The 26,222-nt window shown below is 68.7% G+C and carries 26 protein-coding genes and 1 riboswitch; of the genes, 11 read left to right on the top strand and 15 right to left on the bottom strand.

Annotation, left to right across the window (positions count from 1 at the left end):
* Nucleotides 1-10: 10 nt before the first annotated feature.
* Nucleotides 11-706 (bottom strand): response regulator, encoded by a 696-nt coding sequence (locus ACSQ9E_RS24765; protein ID WP_436219433.1) that lies wholly within the window; start codon nt 704-706, stop codon nt 11-13.
* Between the two features lie 297 nt (nt 707-1,003).
* Here ACSQ9E_RS24765 and ACSQ9E_RS24760 point away from each other — a divergent pair, with 297 nt between their 5' ends.
* The 9 genes from ACSQ9E_RS24760 to ACSQ9E_RS24720 all read left to right on the top strand — a co-directional run bounded on the left by ACSQ9E_RS24760 (nt 1,004) and on the right by ACSQ9E_RS24720 (nt 10,565).
* Nucleotides 1,004-1,369: a COG4315 family predicted lipoprotein gene (locus tag ACSQ9E_RS24760; RefSeq protein WP_436219432.1), complete on the top strand. Its 366-nt coding sequence runs from the start codon at nt 1,004-1,006 to the stop codon at nt 1,367-1,369.
* A gap of 60 nt (nt 1,370-1,429) precedes the next feature.
* Nucleotides 1,430-2,254, top strand: coding sequence for a hypothetical protein (locus ACSQ9E_RS24755; RefSeq protein ID WP_057200167.1), 825 nt, complete (start codon nt 1,430-1,432; stop codon nt 2,252-2,254).
* A gap of 91 nt (nt 2,255-2,345) precedes the next feature.
* Complete coding sequence (locus ACSQ9E_RS24750) at nt 2,346-3,956, top strand: DUF4384 domain-containing protein (RefSeq protein ID WP_057200168.1); 1,611 nt, start codon at nt 2,346-2,348, stop codon at nt 3,954-3,956.
* Nucleotides 3,953-4,546 (top strand): sigma-70 family RNA polymerase sigma factor, encoded by a 594-nt coding sequence (locus ACSQ9E_RS24745; RefSeq protein WP_082607996.1) that lies wholly within the window; start codon nt 3,953-3,955, stop codon nt 4,544-4,546. The genes ACSQ9E_RS24750 and ACSQ9E_RS24745 overlap by 4 nt, the downstream gene beginning before the upstream one ends.
* The gene (locus ACSQ9E_RS24740) at nt 4,543-5,277 is read left to right on the top strand and encodes an anti-sigma factor (protein ID WP_436219431.1); all 735 of its coding nucleotides are present in this window, start codon (nt 4,543-4,545) and stop codon (nt 5,275-5,277) included. Before ACSQ9E_RS24745 ends, ACSQ9E_RS24740 begins: the two co-directional genes overlap by 4 nt.
* 57 nt (nt 5,278-5,334) lie before the next feature.
* On the top strand, nt 5,335-6,258 hold the full coding sequence (lpxC, locus tag ACSQ9E_RS24735; protein ID WP_057200171.1) for a UDP-3-O-acyl-N-acetylglucosamine deacetylase: 924 nt from the start codon (nt 5,335-5,337) through the stop codon (nt 6,256-6,258).
* A gap of 9 nt (nt 6,259-6,267) precedes the next feature.
* Nucleotides 6,268-6,441: a hypothetical protein gene (locus ACSQ9E_RS24730; RefSeq protein WP_164470706.1), complete on the top strand. Its 174-nt coding sequence runs from the start codon at nt 6,268-6,270 to the stop codon at nt 6,439-6,441.
* A gap of 132 nt (nt 6,442-6,573) precedes the next feature.
* A riboswitch (TPP riboswitch) is annotated at nt 6,574-6,697 on the top strand.
* Between the two features lie 115 nt (nt 6,698-6,812).
* Nucleotides 6,813-8,708: a phosphomethylpyrimidine synthase ThiC gene (gene thiC / locus ACSQ9E_RS24725; protein WP_436219430.1), complete on the top strand. Its 1,896-nt coding sequence runs from the start codon at nt 6,813-6,815 to the stop codon at nt 8,706-8,708.
* A gap of 174 nt (nt 8,709-8,882) precedes the next feature.
* Nucleotides 8,883-10,565, top strand: a complete 1,683-nt coding sequence (locus ACSQ9E_RS24720) for a methyl-accepting chemotaxis protein (protein WP_436219429.1) — start codon at nt 8,883-8,885, stop codon at nt 10,563-10,565.
* A gap of 106 nt (nt 10,566-10,671) precedes the next feature.
* Here the strand turns inward: ACSQ9E_RS24720 and ACSQ9E_RS24715 are convergent, their stop codons facing one another.
* The 10 genes from ACSQ9E_RS24715 to gspG all read right to left on the bottom strand — a co-directional run bounded on the left by ACSQ9E_RS24715 (nt 10,672) and on the right by gspG (nt 20,760).
* Nucleotides 10,672-12,060, bottom strand: coding sequence for a GspE/PulE family protein (locus ACSQ9E_RS24715; RefSeq protein WP_436219428.1), 1,389 nt, complete (start codon nt 12,058-12,060; stop codon nt 10,672-10,674).
* Nucleotides 12,061-12,063: 3 nt separating this feature from the next.
* Nucleotides 12,064-14,673 carry a type II secretion system secretin GspD gene (gene gspD / locus ACSQ9E_RS24710; RefSeq protein WP_436219427.1) on the bottom strand — a complete coding sequence of 870 codons (2,610 nt, stop codon included), beginning with the start codon at nt 14,671-14,673 and terminating at the stop codon, nt 12,064-12,066.
* A gap of 4 nt (nt 14,674-14,677) precedes the next feature.
* Complete coding sequence (gene gspN, locus ACSQ9E_RS24705; protein ID WP_057200258.1) at nt 14,678-15,496, bottom strand: type II secretion system protein N; 819 nt, start codon at nt 15,494-15,496, stop codon at nt 14,678-14,680.
* A 17-nt stretch (nt 15,497-15,513) separates the two neighbouring features.
* Entirely contained in the window at nt 15,514-16,188 is a 675-nt protein-coding gene (gspM, locus tag ACSQ9E_RS24700) for a type II secretion system protein GspM (protein ID WP_057200175.1), read from the bottom strand.
* On the bottom strand, nt 16,185-17,438 hold the full coding sequence (gspL, locus tag ACSQ9E_RS24695; protein ID WP_436219426.1) for a type II secretion system protein GspL: 1,254 nt from the start codon (nt 17,436-17,438) through the stop codon (nt 16,185-16,187). The genes gspM and gspL overlap by 4 nt, the downstream gene beginning before the upstream one ends.
* A gap of 50 nt (nt 17,439-17,488) precedes the next feature.
* Nucleotides 17,489-18,487, bottom strand: coding sequence for a type II secretion system minor pseudopilin GspK (gene gspK, locus ACSQ9E_RS24690; protein ID WP_057200177.1), 999 nt, complete (start codon nt 18,485-18,487; stop codon nt 17,489-17,491).
* A complete protein-coding gene (locus ACSQ9E_RS24685) occupies nt 18,487-19,203 on the bottom strand; it encodes a prepilin-type N-terminal cleavage/methylation domain-containing protein (protein WP_428002494.1) in 717 nt (238 codons plus the stop codon). The genes gspK and ACSQ9E_RS24685 overlap by 1 nt, the downstream gene beginning before the upstream one ends.
* 17 nt (nt 19,204-19,220) lie before the next feature.
* Complete coding sequence (gene gspI, locus ACSQ9E_RS24680) at nt 19,221-19,595, bottom strand: type II secretion system minor pseudopilin GspI (RefSeq protein ID WP_235514243.1); 375 nt, start codon at nt 19,593-19,595, stop codon at nt 19,221-19,223.
* Nucleotides 19,592-20,017 carry a prepilin-type N-terminal cleavage/methylation domain-containing protein gene (locus ACSQ9E_RS24675; RefSeq protein WP_057200179.1) on the bottom strand — a complete coding sequence of 142 codons (426 nt, stop codon included), beginning with the start codon at nt 20,015-20,017 and terminating at the stop codon, nt 19,592-19,594. The genes gspI and ACSQ9E_RS24675 overlap by 4 nt, the downstream gene beginning before the upstream one ends.
* Nucleotides 20,018-20,295: 278 nt before the next feature.
* Entirely contained in the window at nt 20,296-20,760 is a 465-nt protein-coding gene (gspG, locus tag ACSQ9E_RS24670; protein WP_057200181.1) for a type II secretion system major pseudopilin GspG, read from the bottom strand.
* Nucleotides 20,761-20,807: 47 nt separating this feature from the next.
* Between gspG and ACSQ9E_RS24665 the strand changes: the two genes are divergently transcribed.
* Nucleotides 20,808-21,263, top strand: a complete 456-nt coding sequence (locus ACSQ9E_RS24665; RefSeq protein ID WP_057266225.1) for a type II secretion system protein N — start codon at nt 20,808-20,810, stop codon at nt 21,261-21,263.
* A 263-nt stretch (nt 21,264-21,526) separates the two neighbouring features.
* Here the strand turns inward: ACSQ9E_RS24665 and ACSQ9E_RS24660 are convergent, their stop codons facing one another.
* The 3 genes from ACSQ9E_RS24660 to ilvA are packed head-to-tail and all read right to left on the bottom strand — an operon-like array spanning nt 21,527 to nt 24,498.
* The gene (locus ACSQ9E_RS24660; RefSeq protein ID WP_436219425.1) at nt 21,527-22,093 is read right to left on the bottom strand and encodes a histidine phosphatase family protein; all 567 of its coding nucleotides are present in this window, start codon (nt 22,091-22,093) and stop codon (nt 21,527-21,529) included.
* 10 nt (nt 22,094-22,103) lie between these two features.
* Nucleotides 22,104-22,910 (bottom strand): adenosylcobinamide-GDP ribazoletransferase, encoded by an 807-nt coding sequence (locus tag ACSQ9E_RS24655; RefSeq protein ID WP_428002493.1) that lies wholly within the window; start codon nt 22,908-22,910, stop codon nt 22,104-22,106.
* A gap of 28 nt (nt 22,911-22,938) precedes the next feature.
* Complete coding sequence (gene ilvA / locus ACSQ9E_RS24650) at nt 22,939-24,498, bottom strand: threonine ammonia-lyase, biosynthetic (RefSeq protein ID WP_436219424.1); 1,560 nt, start codon at nt 24,496-24,498, stop codon at nt 22,939-22,941.
* A gap of 380 nt (nt 24,499-24,878) precedes the next feature.
* Here ilvA and ACSQ9E_RS24645 point away from each other — a divergent pair, with 380 nt between their 5' ends.
* On the top strand, nt 24,879-25,328 hold the full coding sequence (locus ACSQ9E_RS24645) for an OsmC family protein (protein ID WP_057200184.1): 450 nt from the start codon (nt 24,879-24,881) through the stop codon (nt 25,326-25,328).
* 36 nt (nt 25,329-25,364) lie between these two features.
* On the opposite strand, the gene coq7 is transcribed toward ACSQ9E_RS24645, so the two are convergent.
* Nucleotides 25,365-25,982 (bottom strand): 2-polyprenyl-3-methyl-6-methoxy-1,4-benzoquinone monooxygenase, encoded by a 618-nt coding sequence (coq7, locus tag ACSQ9E_RS24640; RefSeq protein ID WP_436220260.1) that lies wholly within the window; start codon nt 25,980-25,982, stop codon nt 25,365-25,367.
* Nucleotides 25,983-26,222 lie beyond the last annotated feature (240 nt).

The raw sequence follows: 26,222 nt of genomic DNA, 5'->3' as shown, positions 1-26,222 counted from the left end.
CTGTGAACTGTCAGGGAGAGCGACGGTGGCGGTCCAGCAGGCCCATGCGGCTGGCCTCGAAGACCGCCTCGCCACGCGAATGCACGGCCAGCTTGCTGTACAGGTTCTTGATGTGGCTTTGCACCGTGTGCTTGGAGATGTCCTGCAGGCGCGCGATCTCGGCGTACGAGTAGCCGCGCGCGATCAGCTCCAGCACGTCCGACTCGCGTGGCGTGAGTTCCAGGCTGGGAAGCGTCGGGTCCACGGTCTGGGGCTGAGGCTCCTCGCGCGCGCCCCGCTGGCGCAGCCGGGCCAGCAGCTTGCGCGCGATCATGGGCGATATGGGCGACTCGCCGTGCTTCACGCCGACGATGATCCGGCCCACGTCAGCGGGTGTGGAGTCCTTCTGGATATAGCCCACGGCACCGGCTTCCACGCAGGCGATCACGGTGTCCTCGTCGCCGAAGACCGACACCACCAGCACCTCGCACGCCGGCTGCGTGCGCACCACGTGCTGCAGCAGTGCCAGGCCATGGCCATCGGGCAGCGCCAGATCGGTCAGCAGCACGTCGGCAGGGTGCTCGTCCAGCCAGCGGCGCGCAGGCGCCAGCATGCCGAAGGAAGCGGCCAGCTCCAGATCGGGGTGGGCGGTGACGCAGCCTTCGAAGAATCTGCGCATCTCGGCATCGTCCTCTATCAGTACGACGCGCCAGCGGGGTGTGCTCATGGATGGCAGGGTAGGGAGGTCGGTGGGGGTGCGTCGCGCCATCTTAGCGCCCGCCTGCGCTGCGTCATCCCATCTTCGCGGCGGCGCCCCTCCCATGTTCATGGGGTGCGGGCAAAGCGCGCGGAACCTACGATTTTCCCGGTGCTGCAGGAGCCACAGGGCCTCGGCATGGGTGCAGGTCGAGATCAGGAAAAAAAGTTTTCTGCCCCCTGCATCCAAACGCTGCACCGCGCCGTTCCACAAGCAGGACGCCATGTGGCGCTCTTCAACCGGACCTACCGAGATACAGGAACCAACATGAAACAGCTCAAGTACTTCGCACCCGCACTGCTCCTGGGCCTGGCCACGCTGACCGCGCAGGCGCAGCCCGTCTTTCAGCAGGGCGTGCTCACCGACGCCGCCGGCCGCACGGTCTACACCTTCGACGACAAGGACGCTGCTGGCAAGAGCAACTGCAGCGGCGGCTGCCTGACCGCATGGCCGGCCTTTGCAGCCAAGGCCGGTGCCAAGGCCGAGGGCGACTTCGGCGTCATCGAGTCCGGTGGTGCGCGCCAGTGGAGCTTCAAGGGCAAGCCCCTGTACTACTACGCCAGCGATGCCAAGGCCGGCGACCGCCTGGGCGATGGCATGGGTGGCGCATGGCACGTGGTGCCCAAGCCCTGACCTGTTCCCACCCAAGGCCTTTCACCGATTGCATTCCCCCATTTCCTGAAGGACACCCCCATGAAGTTCTCTTCCATCGCCATCGCCTGCCTCACCCTGGCCGGTGCCGCTGTTTCCACCTCCGCCTTGGCCGACAAGGCCTCCCTGCTGCGCGCCACCGGCAACGTGCCCGAGCGCGCTGAATGCCCGGCCAACACCGAGGTCAACCGCAGCGGCGGCGTGCTCAAGTGCAGCGTGACCCTGGTGTTCGAGCGCGGCTCGATCTGCCCGCCCGCCAACAAACCCAACTACGTGACCATCCAGATGGCGGGCGCCGACAAATGCCTGCCGGCAGTGGCGGGCGACGTGATCAGTGTGCCGTCGGCCATGAACCCGGTGGCCGGGCCCCCCAAGCTCAAGGGCCAGTCGGGTCTGCCGGGCGACATCATGGGCTACCTCACGGCCGTCGGTCCGGCCGCGCTGCTCGGGCCTGATGAAGGGCGCTACCAGCGCGTCGTCAACCCCGGCGGCGCCGACAAATTCGTGGGCGAGAAGATCGTTCACCTGTGGCCCGCTAGCTACCCCGTGCACTACACCCTGGGCAAGAACCCCGCCAACGGCGTGAGCTGCCCCAATGGCTACACCGACGTCACCGGCCGCAGCCAGGACAGCCTGGGCTGCGAAAAGATCGAGAAGAAAAAGCCCATGTGCCAGAACGTCAACGGCATTGGCTGGCGCCTGGAGGTCAAGCGCGGTGAAGACCGCTGCCAGGGCCCCACCGAAGGCCCGACCAAGCCCGAGGGCGAGCATGCCGGCCCCGGCAATGACTGGGACCTGGACACCGACGCCGTCGGCAACGAGGACCGCTGGGTGCGCGTTTCCTACACCCGCCCCGTAGGCCGCTGACTTTCCGCACCAGCCCGCGCTGTGCGTGCACCGGCTTGGGTGCGCACCGCGGGCTGGCCTGTGCACGCCCATCCCCTTTGCCGAGATTGCCATGACCTTCAACCACTCCCCCGTGCACAGCCGTGCACGCCGCGCAGCCGCTGCGGCCGCCGTGCTGGCCCTGGCGGCGGCTCTGGCCGGCTGTGCCGGGGCACCCGACCGTGCCGCCCTCAATGAGGTGCGCGCCCAGGCCAACCCCACGGACAAGGCGCAGCGCACCATCACCAACTTCACGCCCGCGCTGCGCTGCATGGACGAAATGATGTTCGACATGGGCACGCGCGACGTGACCATGATGATGGAGGAGTTTCGCGACGCCACGCAGAAGGTGCCCATATCGGCACGCGACATGCTCACCTCTGCCGTGTCGGACATGACGCGGCGCTCGCGCGGCGTGCGCCTGTCGGTCTTCGGCAGCGACCAGCAGAACCTGGCCCAGGTGCTGGCACAGGCGCAGCGCACCAGCGCCTTCGGCGTGGTGCCGGCCTACAACATCCGCGGCACGGTGAGCCAGCTCGACGAATCGGTGCTCAAGAACGGCAGCTCCTTTGGCGCCACGCTGGCGCAATCGGTGTTCGGCGTGCGTTTTGGCAGCGAGACCAAGTTCTCGGTGCTGGGCCTGGACGCCGCCGTGGTGGAAACCGCAAGCATGACGCTGCTGCCCGGTGTGTCGTCCAAGAACACCACCGTGCTGGCCAGCCGCGACGCGAGCGCGGCCGATGGCCAGGCGCAACTGGTCAACCCCGGCATCGGCGTGGTGTTCTCGTTCTCGACCTCGCGCGCCGATGGCCCTTCGCAGGCGGCGCGCAACATGGTCGAGCTGGCCGCCGTGGAACTGGTGGGCAAGCTGCTTCGCGCGCCCTACTGGCAGTGCCTGGGCACCACCGACAGTGATGCCGAGGTGCAGCGCGAGCTGGCCGACTGGTTCCTGTCCATGGACGAGGCCGAACGCATCGCCTTCTACAAGGAGCGCATGCGCGAGCGGCGCTACTACGACGGCGCCATCGACGACCAGGCCGACGCCGCCTTTGCCACGGCGCTGCGCAGCTACCGCCAGGCGCTCGGCCTGCCTGCCCAGGGCGCGTTGGACGAGGGTTTTTTTCGCTCCTTCGTGCTCGCCAAGGTGCCACGCGGCCCGCTGAAGGCGCTGCCGCGCAATGCCTCCACGCGCGCATCGGGCGCCGCATTGGCCGCCGTGCCCGCCGCAGCACCAGCCCCCGGCGACGCCAGCGCAACTGCGGCCCCGCCACCGCCTGCACCCGCTGCGGCGCCCGAGGTTGCGGCCCTGGCCGTGGCGTTGGGTGCACCGCAGCGCGGCAGCGCCAGCCTGGACATCGCGGTGCTGCGCCCTGGCTATGTGTACTGCTACTCGCAAGACCCGGTGACGCGGCGCATCCAGCGCATCTTTCCCAACCGCTTCACGCGCGACCCGCGCATGGTGCCGGGCAAGCCGCAGCGCCTGCCGGGTAACGAGCGCTTCGTGCTCAACCCCGCAGCCGAATACGCCTGCCTGCATGCGCCGAGCGAGGTCTATGGCGACCTGCCGCCGCCGCTGCGCTGGGGTGACTTCGAGGACATCCGCGTAGGCACGTTCGACGAGATCCGTGCCGGTTTCGCACAGGCTTCGGGCATGCCCGTGCAGCTCTTCGCGGTGCCACGATGACTGGCGCTGCATTGCCCGCCGATGGGCTGCCCGACGCCGTGGCGCAGCTGCTGTCGCGCGTGGTGCTGCGCGACACATCGGCCTTCCAGCGCCTGTACCAGCTGGTGGCCAGCCGCCTGCTGGCGGTGGCCGTGCGCGTGGTGCAGGACCGCGCCCTGGCCGAAGACGTGCTGCAGGAGGTCTTCGTGCACCTGTGGAACCGGCCGCAGACCGGTGCGCCGGGGCAGGCGCTGAGCCTGTCGTGGCTGTGCGTGGTCACACGCAACCGCGCCATCGACGCACTGCGCAAGCGCCGGCCCGAAACGCCGCTGCACTGGCGCGATGCCGATGGCGAGGAACAGGTGCACGATGCCGCAGCCGAAGGCGGCTCGCCGCTGGAGCTGCTGCTGGCCGAGGAAGACGGCTCGCGCCTGGGGCGCTGCATGGGCCAGATCGACAGCGAACCGCGCAGCGCGCTGCTGCTGGTCTACTACGAAGGGCTCACCCATGCCGAGCTGGCCCAGCGCCTGGCCCGCCCCCTGGGCACGGTCAAGGCCTGGATGCGCCGCAGCCTGGCGCGCCTGCGCGACTGCATGGAGTCCTGCGCATGAAATGGCACCAGAACCCCCGGCTCGTGGACCTGCTGGCAGGCGAGTACGCCCTGGGCACGCTGCAGGGGGGCGCCCGCCGCCGCTTCAAGAAGCTGCTCGCGCGGCGGCCCGATCTGGCCGAAGCCGTGGCGCGCTGGAACGAGCGCATGGCGCCCGCGCTGCTGGCCCTGCCACCCCAGGCGCCGGCACCCGCTACCTGGCGCGCCATTGAGCAGCGCCTGGGGTTTCCTGCCCCTGGGGTGCGGGTGCCGTGGTGGAAACGGTTGTTGCAGCCAGCCCCGGCGGGCGCCTTGGCGCTGGGCCTGATGGTGGGGGTGCTGCTGCCGTCGCTCTGGCAGGCGCAGCACGGCGGGCCGGATGCACCGGCCTCCACCCAACTGCCCGAAAGCTATGTGGGGGTGCTGGGCCTGGCCGACGGGCGCCCAGGGCTCATCGTCTCCAGCCTGCGGCAGGGCCGCACGGTAGACATCAAGCGCGTGGCGGCCGTGCCCGTGCCTGCCGGCCAGGTGCTGTACCTGTGGTCGCTGGATGCGGCGGGCAAGGCCAGCCCGGTGGCGCCGCTGCCGCAAGGGGCGTTCGTGCACCTGCAACTGGGTGCCCCGTCCGAAACCGTGTTTGCCAAGGCGGTGGAGCTGGCGGTGAGCATGGAGCGAGAGGGCAGCAGCCCCGCAATGCCTTCCAGTGCCTATGTCTATCGGGGCCTTTGCGGGAAACTGTGGCGGGTGCCTTAGGGCCTTGCCATGGTCTTGCGGCGAGCAGGGACGGGCCCACCCTTTTACAATCGGGGGATGCTCCAGCAACGCACCCTCAAGACCTTGACCCGCGCCGTCGGCGTGGGGCTGCACAGTGGCCAGAGGGTCGAGCTGACCCTGCGGCCTGCGCAGCCTGACACCGGCATCGTGTTCCGCCGGGTCGATCTGCCCCAGCCCGTGGACATCCCGATCCGGGCCGATGCCGTGACGGACACGCGCCTGGCCTCCACCATCGGGGTCGGCAGTGCCAAGGTGCACACCGTGGAGCATCTCATGTCGGCGTGCGCCGGCCTGGGGCTCGATAACCTGTACGTGGACATCACGGCCGAAGAGGTGCCCATCCTCGACGGGTCGTCGTCCTCCTTCGTGTTCCTGCTGCAAAGCGCGGGGATCGAGCTGCAGAAAGCCCCCAAGCGCTTCATCCGCGTCAAGCGCCCGGTGGAGGTGCGCGAGGGCACTGGTGCCCAGGCCAAGTGGGCGCGCCTCGTGCCCTACCACGGCTACAAGCTGAGCTTCGAGATCGATTTCGACCACCCCGCAGTGGACTCCACCGGCCAGCGTGTGGAGTTCGACCTGGGCGAGGGCAACTACAGCCGCGATATCGCACGCGCGCGCACCTTCGGTTTCACGCGCGACGTGGAGATGATGCGTTCCAACGGCCTGGCCCTGGGCGGCGGGCTGGACAACGCCATCGTGATGGACGACTACAAGGTGCTCAACAGCGATGGGCTGCGCTACGACGACGAGTTCGTCAAGCACAAGATCCTCGACGCCATGGGCGACCTGTACATCATCGGCAAGCCCCTGCTGGCGGCCTACAGCGCCTTCCGCTCGGGCCACGCGATGAACAACCTGCTGCTGCGCGAGCTGCTGTCCCAGCCCGACGCCTGGGAAGAAGTCACCTTCGAGGACGAGCGCCAGGCACCGCGCGGCTTTGCGCAGCCGGCGCGCGCCTGGTAAGCACCCGCCATGGTGCTCTTTCGCTGGGCCGTCATGGCGCTGCTGCTGGCAGCCGCCGTATCGTTCGCGTTCTACGCGGGCACCGGTCAGCCCCATTACAAGCGCTGGGGCCTGGTGGTGCTCAAGTGGACCGTCATCGCAGCTGTGTTCTTCTTCGCCGTGGCGATCATCGGGCGCATCTGATACGGATTTGCCTTCAACCGTCTAACGTCGTTGGTTCGCCTTGCCGTGCTACAGCACTGTCTGCGGCTCCCGCCTAGTCATACGATCGAATGCAAATCCGTAGAAACAACGCAGGCCGGTATCGATATACTGGCGCCTGCTCCGGGGTGTGCGAAAGCGCTGAGATGCATGGGGCCTGACCAACAATCAGGCTGCCTGCGAACCCGACGAACTTGATCCGGTTCATACCGGCGGAAGAAGAGCCGACCTCTATGCCCGTGCGCGCCCCTGCTGGCCCGCAGGGTGGGCTGTACATGCGCCATGGCGCGTGTGCGGGGCGCAGGTCTATTCCGGAGCAATTCCCTTTGCCACCGGAACTGGAGACCCGCCCCATGAATGCACCCGATCCCCTCGCCCGTGAAAAATTCGCCGAGCTGCTGGCCGCCACGCGCGAGCCGTTCCCGGCCTCGCGCAAGGCCTACCTGCCAGGCCACCTGCACACCGACCTGCGCGTGCCCGTGCGCGACATCGCGCTGACCAATGGCGAGCAGGTCAGCGTCTACGACACCTCGGGCCCCTACACCGATCCCGACGCCGTGATCGACGTGCGCCGCGGCCTGGCCAGCGTGCGCGGCGGCTGGATCACCGGCCGTGGCGACGTGGAGCACTACGAGGGCCGCGCGCCCGTGGCGCTCGACGATGGCCAAAAGAGCGAGGACGCCGTGCGCCTGGCCCAGCTGCGTGCCGAAGCGGCCGCGCTGCAGCGCAAGCCCCTGCGCGCGCGCAGCGGTGCCAACGTGACGCAGATGCACTACGCCAGAAAGGGCATCGTCACCCCCGAGATGGAGTACGTGGCCATCCGCGAGAACGGCAAGCGCGAGTGGATGGCGCAGTACCTGGCCGATGCCGGGCGCGAGCAGCGCCTGGCGGGCAACCCGATGGGTGCCAGCATCCCGCGCACCATAACGCCAGAGTTCGTGCGCGACGAGGTGGCGCGTGGTCGCGCCATCATTCCGGCCAACATCAACCACCCCGAGGTGGAGCCCATGGCCATCGGGCGCAACTTCCTCGTGAAGATCAACGCCAACATCGGCAACTCGGCCGTCACCTCCAGCATCGAGGAAGAGGTCGAAAAGCTCGTCTGGGCCATCCGCTGGGGCGCCGACAACGTGATGGACCTGTCCACCGGCAAGAACATCCACACCACGCGCGACTGGATCGTGCGCAACAGCCCGGTGCCCATCGGCACCGTACCCATCTACCAGGCACTCGAGAAGGTCGGCGGCGTGGCCGAAGACCTGACCTGGGCGATCTTCCGCGACACGCTGATCGAACAGGCCGAGCAGGGCGTGGATTACTTCACCATCCATGCCGGCGTGCGCCTGGCCTACATCCACCTCACGGCGGCGCGGCGCACGGGCATCGTCTCGCGCGGCGGCTCCATCATGGCCAAGTGGTGCATGGCGCACCACCGCGAGAGCTTCCTGTACGAGCATTTTGAAGACATCTGCGACATCATGAAGGCCTACGACGTGTCCTTCAGCCTGGGCGACGGTCTGCGCCCCGGCTGTGCATCGGACGCCAACGATGAGGCGCAGTTTGCCGAGCTGCACACCCTGGGCGAGTTGACCCAGGTGGCCTGGAAGCACGACGTGCAGACCATGATCGAAGGCCCGGGCCACGTGCCCATGCACATGATCCAGGCCAACATGACCGAGCAGCTCAAGACTTGCCATGAGGCACCGTTCTACACCCTGGGCCCGCTGACCATCGACATCGCCCCCGGCTACGACCACATCGCCTCGGCCATCGGCGCCGCCATGATCGGCTGGATGGGCACGGCCATGCTGTGCTACGTGACACCCAAGGAGCACCTGGGCCTGCCTGACCGCGACGACGTCAAGCAGGGCATCATTGCCTACAAGATCGCGGCGCATGCGGCCGACGTGGCCAAGGGGCACCCGGGATCGCGCGCGCGCGACGATGCCCTGAGCCAGGCGCGCTTCGATTTTCGCTGGCAGGACCAGTTCAACCTGGGCCTGGATCCCGAGACTGCCAAGGAATACCACGACGAAACCCTGCCCAAGGACAGTGCCAAGGTGGCGCACTTCTGCTCCATGTGCGGGCCCAAGTTCTGCTCGATGAAGATCACGCAGGAAGTGCGCGAATTCGCGGCGCAGAAGGGCCTGGCAGAGAGCGAAGCGCTCTCAAATGGCATGGAAGCCAAGGCCGTGGAATTCCAGCGCGGCGGTGGCGAGTTGTATGTGCCCATCCACCCGGTGAAATAAGCGTGGCTACTGCCCCCGCAGTTTGGCTGCTGGGGGCAGGGGGGCGGTACATACCCTCTGGGGTGGAGCGTGCGGGGCGCATACAGTCGCGCCCACACACGCTCCGTAGGGACAAGCCACCCTATGGCACCAAAGTTGCTATGCTTGAGTTGTCAAAAAATGTAAGGAAGAGCGATGAACCTGCTCAGCCGTCTTTCCATCCGCGCACGTCTTTATTTCGGCACGATCTTCTCCCTGGTTCTGCTCGTGGTCATCGGTGCCATGGGGTATCTGGCGCTGGAGCGCACCCGCAGCACCCTGGACCAGCTGTTCTCCCAGCGGGTGCAGACCCTGACCGATGTGGCCGAGCTGCGCACCACCCTGGGTGACCTGCGCCGGTCCGAAAAAGACATCATCATCAGCTTCAACAACTCCGTCGAGGTCGCAGCCCTGCGCGAGAGCTGGAAGAAATCGCTCACCGCGCTGAACAAGGGCATGGCCGATGTGCGCCAGGTGCAGTCGGGCGATGCGGCCTTCGTCGAGTCCATCGACAAGTCCCTGGCCGAGGTCAAGGAGTACGAGGCCGGTATCTCTCCCGTGTTCGAGCAGATCGAGCGCGCCCAGATCGACGGCGCCGTGGGCGGTGCCTATGCCGACCGCCTCAAGAAGCATATGGAGGCCACCGACAAGCTGCTGTCCGACCTCTCGGTGACGGCACGCACCAAGATGGACGAGGCGCGCGAGGGCGTGAACACGCTGACCACTACCATGTCCGGCCTGATCGGCATCGTGCTGGTGCTCGCACTGGCCGTGCTCATCCCGCTGACCTTCTTCAGCGTGCGCTCCATCACCCGCTCGATTGCCCAGGCCAGCGAGCTGGCGGAACGCATTGCCGGCGGTGACCTGTCGCAGGACGTGCAGGTCACCTCGCAGGACGAGGTGGGCCAACTCGTGGCCTCCATGGCACGCATGCAGGATGCCTTGCGTGGCCTGGTGCACCAGGTGCAGGAGGCGGCCAGCAACATCTCCACGGCCAGTACCGAGATCGCCTCGGGCAACCATGACCTGAGCCACCGCACCGAACAGACGGCCGCCAACCTCGAAGAGGCCGCTTCGTCGATGGAGCTGCTCACCAGCACCATTGGCCAGAGCGCCCAATCGTCACGCCAGGCCAGCGACTTCGCTTCGTCGGCCGCCGAGGTGGCCGGGCGCGGCGGTGTGGTGGTCTCCCAGGTGGTGACCACCATGGACCAGATCACCACCAGCTCGCGCAAGATCGCCGACATCACTGGCGTCATCGACGGCATTGCCTTCCAGACCAACATCCTGGCCCTCAATGCGGCGGTGGAAGCCGCCCGTGCCGGAGAGCAAGGCCGGGGCTTTGCCGTGGTGGCCAGCGAGGTGCGCAGCCTGGCCCAGCGCTCGGCAGCGGCTGCCAAGGAGATCAAGGGCCTGATCGGCTCCTCGGTGGAGCGTGTCGAAGACGGCTCGCGCCTGGTGAGCCAGGCGGGAGCGACCATGAACGAGATCGTGGGCAGCGTGCGCCGCGTCTCGGACATCATCAGCGAGATCACGGCATCGTCCGCCGAGCAGCGCGACAACGTGGGCCACATCAGCCAGTCGGTGAGCCAGCTGGACAACATGACGCAGCAGAACGCCGCGCTGGTGGAGCAGTCCACCGCAGCCTCGGAGTCGCTGCGCGAGCAGGCACTGCAGCTGACCCAGGCCGTGAGCCAGTTCAAGCTGCAGCCGGGAGCCAGGGCCGCCAGCCCGGGTGCGGGCGGCAGCATGCCGACCCCACGCCAGGGCATCCCTGCGCCGGCCCAGCGGCCTGCCGTTCCGGTGCGTGCGCCCAAGCAAGCATTGCAGATCCGCTGACGGTCTGCCGGCTGGTAGAGCCCCTGGCTGCGCCCAGCAAAAAGCCCCTGTCGCCGGTTGGTGACGGGGGCTTTTCTCTTGGGGTCCCATACGGCGCGAAGGTCTGCTAATCCCGTGTGACGCGCAGCACTTCTTCGCGGCTGGTGATGCCGGCCGCGATCAGGCGCTCGCCGTCTTCGCGCATCAGCGCCATGCCGCCTGCGAGGGCCGCCGTGCGGATGTCCGCCTCGGAGGCCTGGTTATGGATCTGCGCGCGGATGGCGTCGTTGGTCACCAGCAGCTCGAACAGGCCGGTGCGGCCCGTATAGCCGGTCTGGCCGCAGTGCTCGCAGCCGGCACCCTGGCAGTGGCTGCAGTACTTGCGCACCAGCCGCTGGGCCAGCACGCCGAGCAATGAGGACGACAGCAGAAAAGGCTCCACGCCCATGTCGGTCAGGCGCGTCACGGCGCTGGCCGCGTCGTTGGTGTGCAGCGTGGCCAGCACCAGGTGGCCCGTGAGCGAGGCCTGGATGGCGATCTGCGCGGTCTCGAAGTCGCGGATTTCGCCGATCATGATGATGTCCGGGTCCTGGCGCAGGATGGCGCGCAGGGCCTTGGCGAAGGTCAGCTCGATCTTGCTGTTGACCTGGGTCTGGCCCACGCCGGGCAGTTCGTACTCTATGGGGTCTTCCACCGTCATGATGTTGTTGCGCGAGGCGTCCAGCCGCCCCAGGCCTGCATAGAGCGTGGTCGTCTTGCCCGAGCCTGTGGGCCCGGTCACGAGGATGATGCCGTGCGGCTGCGCAATCAGGCCCTCGAAGCGGCGCAGCGTGTCGCCCTGCATGCCCACGGCTTCCAGACTGAGCTTGCTTTCGCTCTTGTCCAAAAGGCGCAGCACGGCGCGCTCGCCATGGGCGCTGGGCAGGGTGGAGACGCGCACGTCGATGGCGCGCGTGCCCAGGCGCAGGCTGATGCGCCCGTCCTGCGGCAGGCGTTTTTCCGAAATGTCGAGGTCGGCCATGATCTTCAGGCGCGAGATCAGGGCGGCGTGCAGGGCGCGGTTGGGCTGCACCACCTCGCGCAGCGAGCCGTCGACGCGAAAGCGCACGCTCGAATGCCGCTCGTAGGGCTCGATGTGGATGTCGCTCGCGCCGTCGCGTGCGGCCTGCGTGAGCAGGGCGTTGAGCATGCGGATGATGGGCGCGTCGTCGGCCGTCTCCAGCAAATCTTCCACCGCCGGCAGGTCCTGCATCATGCGCGACAGGTCGGCGTCGGACTCGACTTCGCTCACCACGGTGGCGGCACTCGATTCGCCCTGGGCATAAGCGGCACTGATGCGCTGGGCCAGGGCCGGGGCCGCCAGTGACTGCAGGTGGCGGATCTTGTGCTTGCGCATCACTTCCGACAGAGCGGTCACATCGGGTGCAGGGCCGTGCCACAGCACAAGCTGCTGGCCATCGTCCTCCAGCAGCAGCTGGGAGGTGCGGGCAAAGGCGTAGGGCAGGGGGTGGCGCATGGGTCAGAGCGTCTGGCGGGTCACCGTGGCGGCGGGCGCGAGCTCGCGCACCATCGCGGCAGCGGAGTCGGCCGAAGCCGGGTTGTGGTACGGGCCTACGCGCACGCTGGTGCGGGGGCCCTGGCTGGTGTCCACCGGCTGCTCCGAGATGGGGAGTGCCGAATTGCGCAGCCTGGCCAGTGCGGCCTGCGAGGCCGAGTCATCGCCGAACACGCCGGCACGCACGTAGTAGGTCGGTGCAGTGGCCGCAGCGGGCGCCGGGGCTTCACTGATGGGCACGCCCGAAGGCGTCAACCGGGGTGCTGGTTGCACAGGCGTCACCAGGTCCTGCAGGGGGGCGGCGGGTTGCACGCGCGGTGCCGGGGTGCTGCGCTGGGGCAGTTCCGGCAGCACGGGGGCGCCCGATATCGACCGCAGTGGCAGGCTCGACGCGGGTTGCGTCACCTGCTGCAGCCCGCGGATCGCATCGTAGCGGTCGACCATCAGGGCTTCGCTCGTGGCCGCATCACGCACCACCACGGGGCGCAGGAAGACCATCAGGTTGGTCTTGTTGCGCTGGCGCTTCTCGCTGCGGAACAGGCCGCCCACCACCGGCAGGTCGCCCATGACCGGCACTTTGTCCTCGCCCTGGGAGTAGCTGTCTTCGAGCAGACCGCCGAGCACGATGATGCTGCCATCGTCCACCACCACGTTCGACTCGATGGAACGCTTGCTTGTGGTCGGGCCATTCACGGAGCTCAGGGTGTTCTCGTTGATCTTGGAGACTTCCTGGTAGATCGACATCTTGACGGTGCCGTTCTCGCTGATCTGCGGGCGCACCTTGAGCATCAGGCCCACGTCCTTGCGCTCCACCGTGGTGAAGGGGTTCACCGTGTTGCTGCCGCCGGTGTTGGCATACGAGCCGGTCGGGAAGGGCACGTTGTTGCCGATCACGATGCGGGCTTCCTCGTTGTCCAGCGTCATCAGGTTGGGGGTGGACAGCACGTTGGCGTCACCGCTGTTCTGCAGGAAGTTGGCCAGGGCTCCCAGGTAGTACTGGCCGTTGATGCGTGGCGCCAGCGCGAGGTTCAGCCCGTTGCTCAGGCCCCCCCCGTTGCCCGTGGGGAGCAGGCCGGTGTAGTTGCCGGCTGCCAGGTTGGCTGCCGCGCTCAGGATGTTGACGCCGCCACCCTGGGTGGAGTTGGTGCCGATGACGCCGACAGTGCCATCCCCTTGCTTGCCCAGCACGCCCTGCCACTGGATGCCGAACTCCGCCAGCTTGGTGGCGGAGACCTCCACGATCAGGCTTTCCACCAGCACCTGGGCGCGGCGGCCGTCGAGCTTGTCGATCACGGTGCGCAGCTGGCGGAACAGCGGCTCAGGTGCCGTGATGATCAGCGAGTTGGTGGTCGGGTCGGCCTGGATCTGGCCGCCGGTGGAGGGTTGGTTGCTGTTGCTGCTGCCCATGCCCGAGCTGCTGCCCATGCCGGAGCTGCTGCCCAGCCCGCCAAGGCTGCTGTTGCTGCTGCTGTTGGAGCCGCCGCTCAGGCCACCGCTGTTGCTGCCGCCGCCTGACAGCGAGCTGGACGAAGCACCGCTGGAAATGGCCGGCGTGCTGGCGCCGGCGCCGCCACTGGAGTTGCCGCCCATGCTGGCCATGGCCGCGCGCAGGGTGGTGGCGAGCTTGGTGGCATCGGCGTTCTTGAGGTAGACCACATGGATATTGCCCATGGAGGCGCTGCTGCCCGGCACCGGAGGCTGGTCGAGCTTGTCGACGAGCGCGCGCACCATGGCCACTCGCGCAGGGTTGGCCGCACGCAGGATCAGCGAATTGCTGCGCGGCTCGGCCAGCAGCGTGGTCTTGAACGAGGTATCTGCCTGGCCCTGGGCAGCGGCAGGCGCGGCGCCGCTGCCGCCATCAATGAGGCGTGCCACCAGGGGCGCGAGGTCGACCGCGAGGGCGTTGCGCAGCGGGATGATCTCCACATCGCTGGCGTTGGAGACGTCCATCGCCGCGATGATGCGGCCCAGGCGTTGCAGGTTGTCGGCGTAGTCGGTGATCACCAGCGAGTTGTTGCCGGGGTTCACGTTGATGGTGTTGTTGGGGCTGATCAGCGGGCGCAGCACCGGCACCAGGTTGCCCGCGTTTTCGTAATTGAGCTTGAAGATCTGCGTCACGATCTGCCCGCCGCCGGGCGTGCCGCGCGCAGAGCCCGACTCGCTCACGCCCACGCTGCCGCTCTGCAGCTTGGCGTCGGCCTCGGGCACCACCTTGTACAGGCCGGCCGATTCGACCACCGTGAAGCCCTGCAGGCGCAGTGCGGCCAGGAACTGCTGGAACGCGGCCGAGGGGGGCACGGCGCGCTCGGTGATCAACGTGAGCTGGCCCTTCACGCGCGGGTCGACCACCACGTTGCGCCCGGTGATGGTGGCCATGGTGCGGGCCACGGCCTCGATCTCGGCGTTGGCGAAGTTCAGCGTGACGGGTTCGTTCCCGCGCACGCTGCTGGTGCCCGTGCCAACGGCTGTCTGCGCCAGCGCCAGCGGGCTGCTGGTGAGCAGCATGGCGGCCAGGGTGATCGAGCTGACGGCGCATTGCAGGTGCGGCGAAAGGGAGGATGCGGAAGTCGTCATAGGGTCAACCCACGGTGATGAGGGAGCGCGCGCCGTTGCGCCGTCCGATGATGTTCAGAAGATTGGTGAGCGCCGCTTCGCGGTCGGGCGCTGCACTGGCCTCGCCCGCAAAGCGCAGGCGCTGGCCTACCCATTGGCCGGTGCCGCTCAATTGCAGGTGGCCGCTCAGGGTGGTCAAGGTCAGGATGGGCACCTCGCCACCCTGCACGGCCAGCCGGTAGCTGCCCATGGGGCGCAGGGTGGACAGGCGCGAGGACATGTCCAGCGCATCGAGCTGCACCTTGCCGTCCAGCACCATGCGGCCGGCCTGCCAGGCGGCTTGCAGCCCCTGGGTCTGCAGCACCAGCTGGCCTTGCGGCTGCAGCGTGTTCCAGGGCGTGCCCAGGCCCGATAGCAATGCGGCGGGCCAGTTGCTCTGGCCGTCGCCCACCGTCAGGCGCAGTTGCGAGAGGCCCAGCGCCAGCCGCGCCTGCAGCGGCTGCACGGTGCAGCAGGGGGCCTGCACCTGCGCGCGCACGCCATTCAGGGTGGGGCGCAATGTCCATTGCAGGCGCCCGGGCAGCGCCGTGCGGTCCTGGCTGGCGGTGCCGCCGGTCAGGACCAATTGAGCAGAGCCACTCCAGACCGTGCCACGCGCTTCCGACAGCAGCAGTTGCCCACCCGTGGCCCGGGCCAGGCCCTGCGCCAGCCATTGCGCCGGGGCAAAGACCACCAGCGCAGGCAGCAGGCCGGCCAGGGCGCCGCCCACCGCCCAGCCCCAGGGCGAGCGCGGTACGGCACCGGTGGTGCGCGAGGAGGTGCGTGTGCTGCGGGCTGGTGACACGGGGCGTTCCGTGGGGGTCACCGTGCAGGCAGGGCCAGCACCAGCGTGCCGTCCCAGCGCGGGGTTCCGGGGGCAGAGCCCTCGGGCGCATTGCCCTGTACGGGGTTGGCGCCCATGGCCGGCATGTTGCCGGGAATCGGCGGCATCAGCGGGCCGGAGGATATGGCGCCCGCACCCGGTGCGGGCAAGGCCGGCGCCATGGCCGGGCCTTGCGGGGCCGGGCGGGCATTGCCCGTCGCTGCGGGAGTGGTCGGGTTGGCGGTGCGGGTCAGGCGCGCCTCGATGGGCACGGCTCGGGCATTGCTGCGCGCCAGGGCCAGCCACTGCGCCAGGGCATCGGCAGGGGCGGCCTTGAGCGTCACGGTGGCACGGTCGCCGGTCACGTTGAGCTGGGCGGCTGTGCCCATGCGCTGGGTCAGGCCGTTGCGCAGGGCGCCGGTAGGGTCGCCCGTGCTGTTGCGCGGTGCGGCCTGCAACTGCTGAGCCTCGGCCTGCAGGCTGCGCATGCGCTGCAGCTGCGTGTCCAGTTCGGCGTGGCGCTTGGGGGCGGTGCGCAAGGTCTGCAGGGCAGGTGAAATGGCCACCCACCACACCAGGGCCAGGCCCACCAGGGCGGCAGCACCCAGCACGAAGTTCTGTTCGCGCGGGGCCATGGCCTGCCATTGGGTTTTCAAGGGGGCGAGCTGGCTCATGGGGCGGTCTCCGCACGCAGCACCAGGCTGCCATCGTCCAGGCGGCCGGTGTAGCCGGCAGCCCGCAGTCGGGTGGTGAGCACGGGTTCCTCTTGGGGTGCAAGCGGCAGGCCGCGCAGGCGCAGCTCGCCGGTGGTGAATTCCAGGCCGGTAGGGATGCGGCCATCGGGCAGCACGCTGCCCGCGGCGGCCATCATGGGCTCCAGGTCGCGCGGCGAGAAGCTGCCGGACGCCTGGCGCAGCAGCGCCATCTCGCGTTCCATCTGCTCCAGGGGGGCGATCACCGCCTGCACCTGCGGGAAGGTCTGCGTGAAGGTGCTGCGCAGGCTGGTCTGTTTGGCGGCCAAGGCCTGCCGCTCCTGCCAGGCCCAGACGTTCAGGCCCGCCAGGTGCGCCAGTACGAGCACGCCCAGCGCCCAGCGCGCTGCGCGCCACTGGGGGGCGTACAGCAGGGCGCTCAGCACGCCGCCGGCCTTGCGCAGGGCGCGCGAACGGCTGGTGCTGGACAGGTCGAACTGCGCCAGGTCCCAGTCGCCGCGGGCGGCGTCCAGGGCGCGGGCGCTGGCCGTGTGCAGGTCCACCGGGTGGCCCAGTGCGCGTTCGGCCAGTTCCGCCACGGCCGGGTCGGCGCGCAAGGGGGTGGGCGGCGCATCGCTGCCGGCAGCGCCTAGGCCTGCCAAGGCCAGCGTGGCCGGCGTCAGCGGCAGCACCGAAATCCCCTGGTCGGCGCCCAGCCCGCACAGGATCAACTGGGGGTCGTCCGCCGTGCCGATGGCCGACACCTCGGGGCCGCCACTGGCCGTGGGGCCGGGCGCGAACTCGGGCACCACGCGGGACACGCGCCGGCCTGCGGCCTCCAGGGCCTGCAGGTGGGCACGCAGCCAGGCACGGTCGCACACAGCCACCCACACCGGCACGCCGGCCTGGGCGCCCGGTTGCAGCGCAAAGTGCAGCTGGGCCGTGTCGTCGAGCAGGCGGTCTTCGAGCAGGCCGTCCAGCGCCGAGCGCAGGCGCGGTGTCTGCTGGCTGGCCCCCAGGGGCAGTCCGGGCGGCAACTGCACCTTTTGCCAGGACAGCGCCTCTATCGGCACCACGGCCACGACCTCGCCGGGGCGCGCGGTCTCGGGCAGCAGGGCGGCCTCGGTGAGCGCGTGGCGCTGTGCGGTGTGCCCGTCCGCAGTCAGCGTATAGCCGTACTGGGTCGATATCCCCGGAAGGGAGGGCGGCAGGGAAAGTATCAGCGTGCTCATGGGCGGGTAGTGCGGGCCATTTTAGGGTGTGCTGGGAGGGCTGCGCGCATTCAGCGCAGGCCCTGTTGCGCCGGGGCGGCAGTGTCCCGGTCGAAAGCGCCGCGTTCCCGCCACAGCGTCGTCACTTCCAGGCCCAGCTTGCGGACCAGGGAGCGCTCGTCCACAGTGGTGTTGTCCATGCGCAGCCGGCCCCGTACCTCGAAATAGGCCGAGGCGATGGCCAGGTCATTGGTGTCGAACGGGACCTTGCCCAGCACCTCGACCACTTCAGCCATGGAGCGGAAATGTTTCGATTCGCGGGCCTGCACCAGCTTCTGGGCACCGGCCATGTCCAGCCCGTCGATGCTGGCCCAGACCACGTCGATGCCCGCCGTGTTGAGGTTGACCGGTGTGCGCACCGGCAGGATGGTGACATGCGGCAGCAACGCCGCCACGGTGGGCGGCGACAGCCCCAGCCAGCCCAGCTGAGATACTGTCTGCGGCATGAGCGGGGCGCTGCCATCGGCCCCCGTGCGGGCCTGGGCCTTGCGCAGGTTTTCCAGCAGCAGCGCCAGCTCCTGCGAGGGCAGCCCCAGCCGCTCGAACAGCCGGGTGAACTGCTTCAAGGCCCCGGCCTGCACCTGCCCACCTTCGGCCAGGCTGGTGATGTTCAGGCGCGACTGCAGGTCGGTGATCTGCCCCGAGAGAAAGGCATCGGTGGTGTCGGTGCTGGCGTCTTCCACCTGCGCCACGCCGCGCTCGGCCGCGAGGAAGCTGGACAGCCGGGCTTCCTGCAGCGGCACCGCCCAGGGCTCGGCCAGGTGGTCGGCACCGCCGGCTCGGCCGTCTTCGCGCAGGATCAGGCGCGACCAGTCCAGCGCCCCCACCAGTATCCAGGCGGCCTGCACGCGGGCGCGCTCGGCGGTCTCGACCTCGATGGCGCGCCACTGCTGCCACAGGGAGGCGGCGGCAAACGTGGCCACCAGCGTCACTGTGAGCATGGCCGCGAGCAGCGCCGCGCCGCGCTGGGCCAGCGTTCGCCGTTGCCGGATGTTCGGTGCGCGGCGCATCAGGTGCGTCCCCCACCCAGTGTCGGGTTGACCCAGTCGCGCACGATGGCGCCGCTCAGTGCCTGGCCGGGTGACAGCGTGATCTGCAGCCGCACCCCATCGGGCAGGGTGGAGGCCGGGGTGCCTGCGGTCTGCCCGGCGCTCGACAGCGGGTTGGACCAGGCGCCGCCGCGGAAATAGAACAGCTGCCAGTTGGTGATGGGCACCAGGCTGATCTCGTAGCGCCGGGCCTGTTCGTCGGGCGTGCGCGCCCACTGCTCGGCCTGTTGCCAGGCCTGCTGCCATTCGGTTCGGTTGCGCACGGGCGGGGACTGCCAGCGCACCCACTGGCCGCCGCCCTCCACGCCCGGCGCATCACGCCGGGTCCAGGCCACCACCAGCGCGCCTTCGTCGGGCACGGCCGTGGTGCGGCGCGTGATGCGCAGCACCTGCCCGTCCCAGTCCATCGGGGTGGTGCTGGCCAGCGGCAGGATGGCGTCGAGGTCGGCGCCCCACTGCCCCAGGGCCGACTGGATCACCAGCATCTCATCGGCGCGCAGGCGCGTCTGCTCCTGCGCGCGCACCATGCCGTCGATGCCGCGCCAGCTCATGATGGCCAGGATGGACATCAGCGCAATGGCGACCAGCAGTTCGATCAGCGTGAAGCCGCCCGATGCCGCCGGCAACGGGCTGCGCTCGCGGCCTGGTGGCACAGCGAGGCGCGCAGGGTGGGTCATGGGCCTGGAGCGCATGGTCAATAGCGCCCCAGGATGGTCGATATGCGCAGGACGGAGTTTTCGCCGTCGAGCACCTGCGCATCCACCCGCCGAAAGCTCGGGTTGGGCGTGGGCCGCACGATCAGGCGCACGTCAAAGCGCCGGCCCGCCTGCTCGCAGGGCTGGGTGCTGTCACCCACGCTGGGCATCTGGCGCGACAGGCGCGTGCGCACCAGTTCGTTCTCGGCGCACAGCTGTGCCAGCACGATGTCGGACTGGCGCAGCGCATTGCGCGTGAGGGCATTCGTGGACTGCAGCCCGGCCATCAGCGCAATCGCCACGATGCTCAGGGCCACCAGCACCTCCACCAGCGTGAACCCCTGCTGGTGCGTGTTCATGGGAGTGCGGGTCATTGCACCGACTCCACACTGAAAGGCCGCAGCCCGTCCGTCACCACGCGCAGGGCCTGGTCGGGGTGGTCCTGGTGCGTGAGCAGCACCTGCTGCGCCCCGATCACCGGCTCGGGCCCGAGCAGCAGGATGGCATTGCCGCGCACCAGGGTGCCGGTGGCCAGCCACTGGTGCGGCAGCGCCTCGGGCGGCAGCCCCTCGAAATTGAAACCCTGCGGCCCGCCGCGCCAGCGCACCGGCACGCCACTGGCCCGCGACTGCGCCCGCCCCGATTCGAGCAGGGCAGCCAGCCGCGCCGCCTCGCGCTCGAGCTGCGTCTGCCCGTTGTCGCGCAGCGCCAGCGAAATACCCGCCGTCGCCAGCGCCATGATGCTGATGACCACCAGCAATTCGAGCATCGTGAATCCACGTGCACGGCGTGTCATGGGTGTTTGGAATGCCGGGCACACAGTGCTCGCAGCATCATCGCAGGCGTCAACGGTGTGCATGGGGCGCCGTTGCAACGGTCACAGCACCAGCCGAGGGCGGCCGGCCGCAGCGCCGGGCCGCCCCAAGCAAGGCCCGGCCCCCTCGGGGGGCAGCGACGACACGAAGTGCGGGAGCGTGGGGGCACCGGCCTTGCGCCGGGCCGCCCCAAGCAAGGCCCGGCCCCCCTGGGGGGCAGGGAGCGACACGCAGTGCGCGACCGTGGGGGCCAACATCCTTACTGCCAGCTGCCGATATCGGCATCCTTGCCTTCGCCGCCCGACTGCCCATCGGCACCGAAGGACATCACATCGATCTCGCCCTTGATGCCGGGGTTCAGGTACTGGTAAGGGCGGCCCCAGGGGTCGTTGTTGAGCTTTTCGAGGTACAGCTTCCAGTTGCCGGGAACCGGGCCGGACGTGGGCTTGGCCACCAGCGCCTGCAGGCCCTGCTCGGGCGTGGGGTAGCGCTGGTTGTCCAGCCGGTACAGCTTGAGCGCCTGCATGATGTTGGTGATGTCCGTCTTGGCGGCAGTGCTGCGCGCGTCGTCGGCGCGGTCGAGCACGTTGGGCACGATCAGCGCGGCCAGCACGCCGATGATGACCACCACCACCATCAGCTCGATCAGGGTGAAACCCCGGGCCAGGCTGCGGCGTGCGGAGCCCAGGGAGGCGGAGGAAGACAGGAAAGAAAGAGTGTTCACTGCAGGCGGTCTCGCTAGGGTCGTATCGGGTGAATCATAATCCCCGCATGGTGACCAATTCATACAGCAAATGGGGCGTGCGCCTGGGGACTCTGGCGTTCTGGGTCGCCGCGGGCGCCAGCGTGGCCTATTGGGGCCTGCGCCTGTCGAACCGGCCGGTCGCGCAAGCCGTTCCGGCGATGGCCTCCATGTCGGCGGTGCCCGATGCCCAGGCGGTCGCCCGGGTGCTGGGCGCCGTGCCGGCCGGCGCGGTGGCCGCCGTGGCGGCGCCAGTGGCCTCGCTGGCCAGCCGCTTTGCCCTGATTGGCGTGCTGTCCGGGCGCCAGAGTGGAGGCGGTGCCGCGCTGATCGCGGTAGACGGCAAGCCGCCCAAAACCTTCCGCGTGGGCACCCTGGTGGACTCCGGCATGGTCTTGCAGTCCCTCGGCCCGCGCCAGGCGCAACTGGGTGCCGATGTGGGCGGCCCGGCCATGCTCACGCTGGACATGCCGCGCAAGAACTGAGAGGCTGAGAATCTTTCGCCCATGCCCGCCTTGCACGCCAAAACACCCCGGCTCGTCGTTGCAAATGCTCGCCATAGCCCGAGCTATGGCTGTGCTTTGCGCCTAGATCCGGGGCGTTTTGACGCGCCCTTCGGGCAAGGCCAAAAAATTCCCAGCCTCTGACCCTTCCGGGGCTCAGCAGGCCTCGGGCGTGGACGCCCGTGCTTTCATGGTTTGCTTCTGCTTACCCTGCGGATCTGTTGGTATTTTGCCAATGAAGGCCTTCATCCCAGGTCGACGGTATCCCATTCACCCCAGGCGGGGGCATGCACGGGCCATTGGTCGGCGTATGGCGTGGCGTTGTCGCCATGGCGCAGCAGCCAGTCCACGCAGCGGGCCACGCCCGCATGGGTGAGCCACACCGCATGGGCCAGGCCGGCGGCCCGCGCTGCCGCCTGCGTGTCTTGCAGGGCCTGGGCCACGCGCTCCAGCATGTCCGCCAGCGGCTCGCCGCCGCCCGGGCGGTGGTGGGCGAATTCGGCGGTCCAGGCATCGATGTCGGCCTTGGCCAGACTGCTCCAGGCGCGGCCCTCCCAGGCGCCGAAATCCATCTCGCGCAGCCGGGCGTCGGGCCGGGGTTGCCAGTCGGGGCGGTTGGCCTGCACGGCCTGGGCGAGCTGCGCACACCGCTGCAGCGGCGAGTGCCAGACCAGTGCCGGGCCGGGCAGGGCCTGGCCCAGGCGCTGTGCACAGGCCAGGGTGGGGGCACTCTCTGCCGGCATGTCCAGCATGCCGTAGCAGGTGCCAGTGGCCACCACGGGCGGCGCATGCCGCACCAGCCAGAGCTGCACGGCCAGGCCCTCAGCCCGGCCCCAGGGCCAGCGCGGCACCCAGGTAAAAGCCGATCTCGCCGATCTGCTGGGTGGCGCCCAGGCAGTCGCCGGTAAAGCCCTGCAGGCGCCGTGCGAACCACCGGGCCATCCAGGCCGCGCCCAGAGCGCTCAGCGTGACGGCGGCGAGGGTGATGGCCGTGGAGCTCCAGAACCAGGCCAGCGCCAGCGGGGCCAGGCACCAGGCCGCCGCCACCACCAGTGCCGCGCCGGTGATCTGGTCGGCCAGCGGCTTGCTCTTGGATCGAGCGGTGTCGCCCACATGCGGCAGGCGGCGCACGATGAACAGCGGCCACAGGCGCGACAGCACATGCCCGCCCACCAGGGCCGCCAGCGCCGTGGCCAGACTGTGCACGCCGAGCAGCGCCAGCAAGCTTACCTTGGCCAGCAGGGCCAGCACCAGCGCCATGGCGCCGAAGGCGCCGACGCGCGAATCCTTCATGATGTCCAGCGCCCGTTCGCGGTCGTAGCTGCCGCCCAGGCCATCGGCCACGTCGGCCAGGCCGTCCTCATGGAAGCCCCCGGTGAGCAGCACCGTGGCCACGGTACAGAACACTGCCGCCACGGCCGGGGCCAGCGGGTTGGGCGCCAGGGCCATTGCCAGCGCCGCGTACACCCCCGCCGCCACAGCCGCAGCGAGCCAGCCCACGCCGGGCAGGTGCGCGGCGCTGGCACGCAGCATGGCGGGGCTGAAGCCCACCCAGCCGGCCAGCCGCCCGGTGACCGGGATGCGGGTGAAGAACTGCACGGCCAGCAGGTAGTGGCGCAGGGCTTGCATGGGGTGGCGCAGTGCGGGCCCTCTGGGCCTATTTGGCGCGCAGGAACAGGCGGTAGGCCGGGTTCAGCGTTTCTTCCACATAGGGGTAGCCCAGGGTGGCGAGGAAGGCGTCGAAGGTGGCCGAATCTTCGGGCGGTACCTGCATGCCCACGAGAATGCGGCCGTAGTCCGCGCCCTGGTTGCGGTAGTGGAACAGGCTGATGTTCCAGGTCGGCTGCATCAGGCTCAGGAACTTGAGCAGCGCGCCCGGCCGCTCGGGGAACACGAAGCGCAGCAGGCGCTCGTCCTGCGCCAGCGAAGAGTGCCCGCCCACCAGGTGGCGCAGGTGTTCCTTGGCCAGTTCGTCGTGCGTGAGGTCCAGCGCACCGAAGCCGTGCTCCGTGAAGATCTGCGCGAGCTTTTTCGATTCGCCCTTGCCCTGGGCCGTGAGGCCCACGAACACATGGGCCTCGGCCGAGTCGCTGATGCGGTAGTTGAACTCGGTCACGTTGCGCGGGCCGCCGGGCAGCCCACCCACCACCTCGCAAAAGCGCCGGAAGCTGCCGCGCTCTTCTGGGATGGTCACGGCCAGCAGGGCTTCGCGCTCCTCGCCCACCTCGGCCCGCTCGGCGACGAAGCGCAGGCGGTCGAAGTTCATGTTGGCGCCGCACAGGATGGCGGCGTAGGTCTCGCCCTCGGTCTGGTGCGTTTCCACGTACTGCTTGATGGCCGCCACGGCCAGCGCGCCCGAGGGCTCGACGATGCTGCGCGTGTCCACGAACACGTCCTTGATGGCCGCGCAGACGGCATCGGTATCCACCGTGATGAACTCGTCCACCAGGCCGCTGGCGATGCGGAAGGTTTCCTCGCCCACCAGCTTGACGGCCGTGCCGTCGGAGAACAGGCCCACGTCGGCCAGCGTGACGCGTTCATGCGCCCGCACGGACTGGATCATGGCGTCCGAGTCGTTCATCTGCACGCCGATGACCTTGATCTCCGGGCGCACGGCCTTGATGTAGTTGGCCACGCCGCTCACCAGGCCGCCGCCGCCGATGGCCACGAACACTGCATCCAGGCGGTTGCTGCCCAGGCGCTGCAACTGGCGCAGGATCTCCATGGCGATGGTGCCCTGGCCGGCGATCACGTCCGGGTCGTCGAAGGGGTGCACGAAGGTCAGGCCTTCCTTGGCCTGCAGCTCCGCAGCGTGCTGGTAGGCGTCGGAATAGCTCTCGCCATGCAGCACCACCTCACCCCCTAGCGTGCGCACGGCATCCACCTTGACCTGGGGCGTGGTGGTGGGCATCACGATCACGGCGCGGGCGCCGAGCTTGCTGGCGCTCATGGCCACGCCCTGGGCATGGTTGCCGGCCGAGGCGCAGATCACGCCACGCTGCAGCTGGCCGGGGGTGAGGTGCGCCATCTTGTTGTAGGCGCCGCGCAGCTTGAAGCTGAACACCGCCTGCTGGTCCTCGCGCTTGAGCAGCACGCGGTTCTTCAGGCGGCGGCTCAGGTCGCGGGCCGGCTCCAGGTCCGACTCGATCGCCACGTCATACACACGGGCGGTGAGGATTTTCTTGAGGTAGTCGGCGGGGGTCAGGTCGTGGGTCATGGCAAGGGGCAGGCTGTGGCGCGAGCCGCCCATGCGGGCGGGGCACACATCATAGGTGTTAGAACCTGTTCAGGCTCTTGGTCCTTGCCGCCCGGGATGCAGGCGGTGCCGATGGTCCCGTCCGGGCAAAAAAAAGCCCCAGGCCGCAAAGCCCGGGGCTGAATCCATCCTTTGAGGAGATGGAGGAGACAATCGGCGCGTTGGAGGTGGTGGAGATATCTCCCCAGAACCTGTCCCTTTTCGATAAAAGGGCAACGCATGACGCAATATTAGCGCAGAGGATGCTGCGATGCAGCAAAATCCAACGCATTTTTTGGAGTGGCCCATCCATTTCGTGAAAAAAGCCACGTTTTTTGATGAACTACTGAGGAGAAACACACATGGAATGCACAGTCAGCTGGACCGGCGGCGCCGGTACCCGCTCGGGAATGGGGTTTGTGGCGGAAACCGGCAGCGGCCACGTCCTGACCATGGATGGCGCGCCCGATGCGGCCAACCCGGCCAATGGCGGGCAGAACCTGGCGCCCCGCCCCATGGAGACCGTGCTGGCCGGCACGGGCGGCTGCACCGCCTATGACGTGGTGCTGATCTTGAAGCGCGGGCGCCACGACGTGCGCGGCTGCAGCGTCAAGCTGACCACGGAGCGCGCGCCGGTCGATCCCAAGGTGTTCACGAAGATCCACATGCAATTCACCGTGACCGGCAAGGGCATTCCCCCCGCCGCCGTGGAGCGCGCGATCGCCATGAGCCACGAAAAATACTGCTCGGCCAGCATCATGCTGGGCAAGACGGCCGAGATCACCACCGGCTTCGAGGTCTTGGAGGGCTGAAGCCTCTTTTCCTGGGCACCCGCGCAGACGCCAGCGTCAGATGTGGTGTGCCGTGGTCGTCATGACCTTGGCGGCCGCCCGCATCAGGGCGCGGGCCGGTGCCGGCAGCACGGTGGCGCCTTCGGCCAGCGCCTGCGCGGCATGGCGCTCCTCGTCGTCCTTCATGCGCGCCACCACGGCGCGCGAGGCCAGGTCCTCAGCAGGCAGGCGTGCCAGGTGCCCCTGCAGGTGGGCGGCCACCTGGTTCTCGGTTTCCGCCATAAAGCCCAGGCTGACCTGGTCGCTGATCTTGGCCGCCACGAGGCCCAGGGCGAATGCCCCCGCAAACCACAGGGGGTTGAGCACACTCGGCCGGGCGCCCAGGGCGTCCAGCCGCTCCTGGGTCCAGGCCAGGTGGTCGGTTTCCTCCCGTGCGGCCGCGAGCAGGTGCTGGCGCAGCGGTTCATTGCGGGTGACGGCGGCCTGGGCGGTGTAGAGCGCCTGCGCACACACTTCGCCCACGTGGTTGACGCGCATCAGGGATCCCGCCAGCTTCCGCTGCGCCGGGGTCAGTACGGCCTCGGCATGGGCGGTGGCGGGGGATGCCTGCGATGCGCGGGGTGTTGCAAAAAGGGTGCGCAAGGCGTTGTCGGCGGCGGTCAGGAAGGCGTCCATGGCGGGCGTGAAGAGAGGATGGATGTGGAAACAGGTGTTGCACATGGACACAAATGCCGCCACGCCAAAAAACGGCCGGAAGGCACTTTGCTGGTGCACAGGTGGGGGATTTTGCCGGGGTGCACTGAAATGTTGCAACACTGCAACGAAATCTCCCTTTCGGGCCAATTGTGGGTGAATTCCTTTGCGAAACGGGTCGGGCTCTGGTGCAATAAGAACAACTTCCCCACCAGGAGGTTG

Source organism: Acidovorax sp. LjRoot118, assembly GCF_964253575.1.
Lineage (GTDB): Bacteria > Pseudomonadota > Gammaproteobacteria > Burkholderiales > Burkholderiaceae_C > Acidovorax.
The sequence above is the reverse complement of the archived record's forward strand: the minus strand, read 5'-3'. Positions and strand labels throughout refer to the sequence as shown.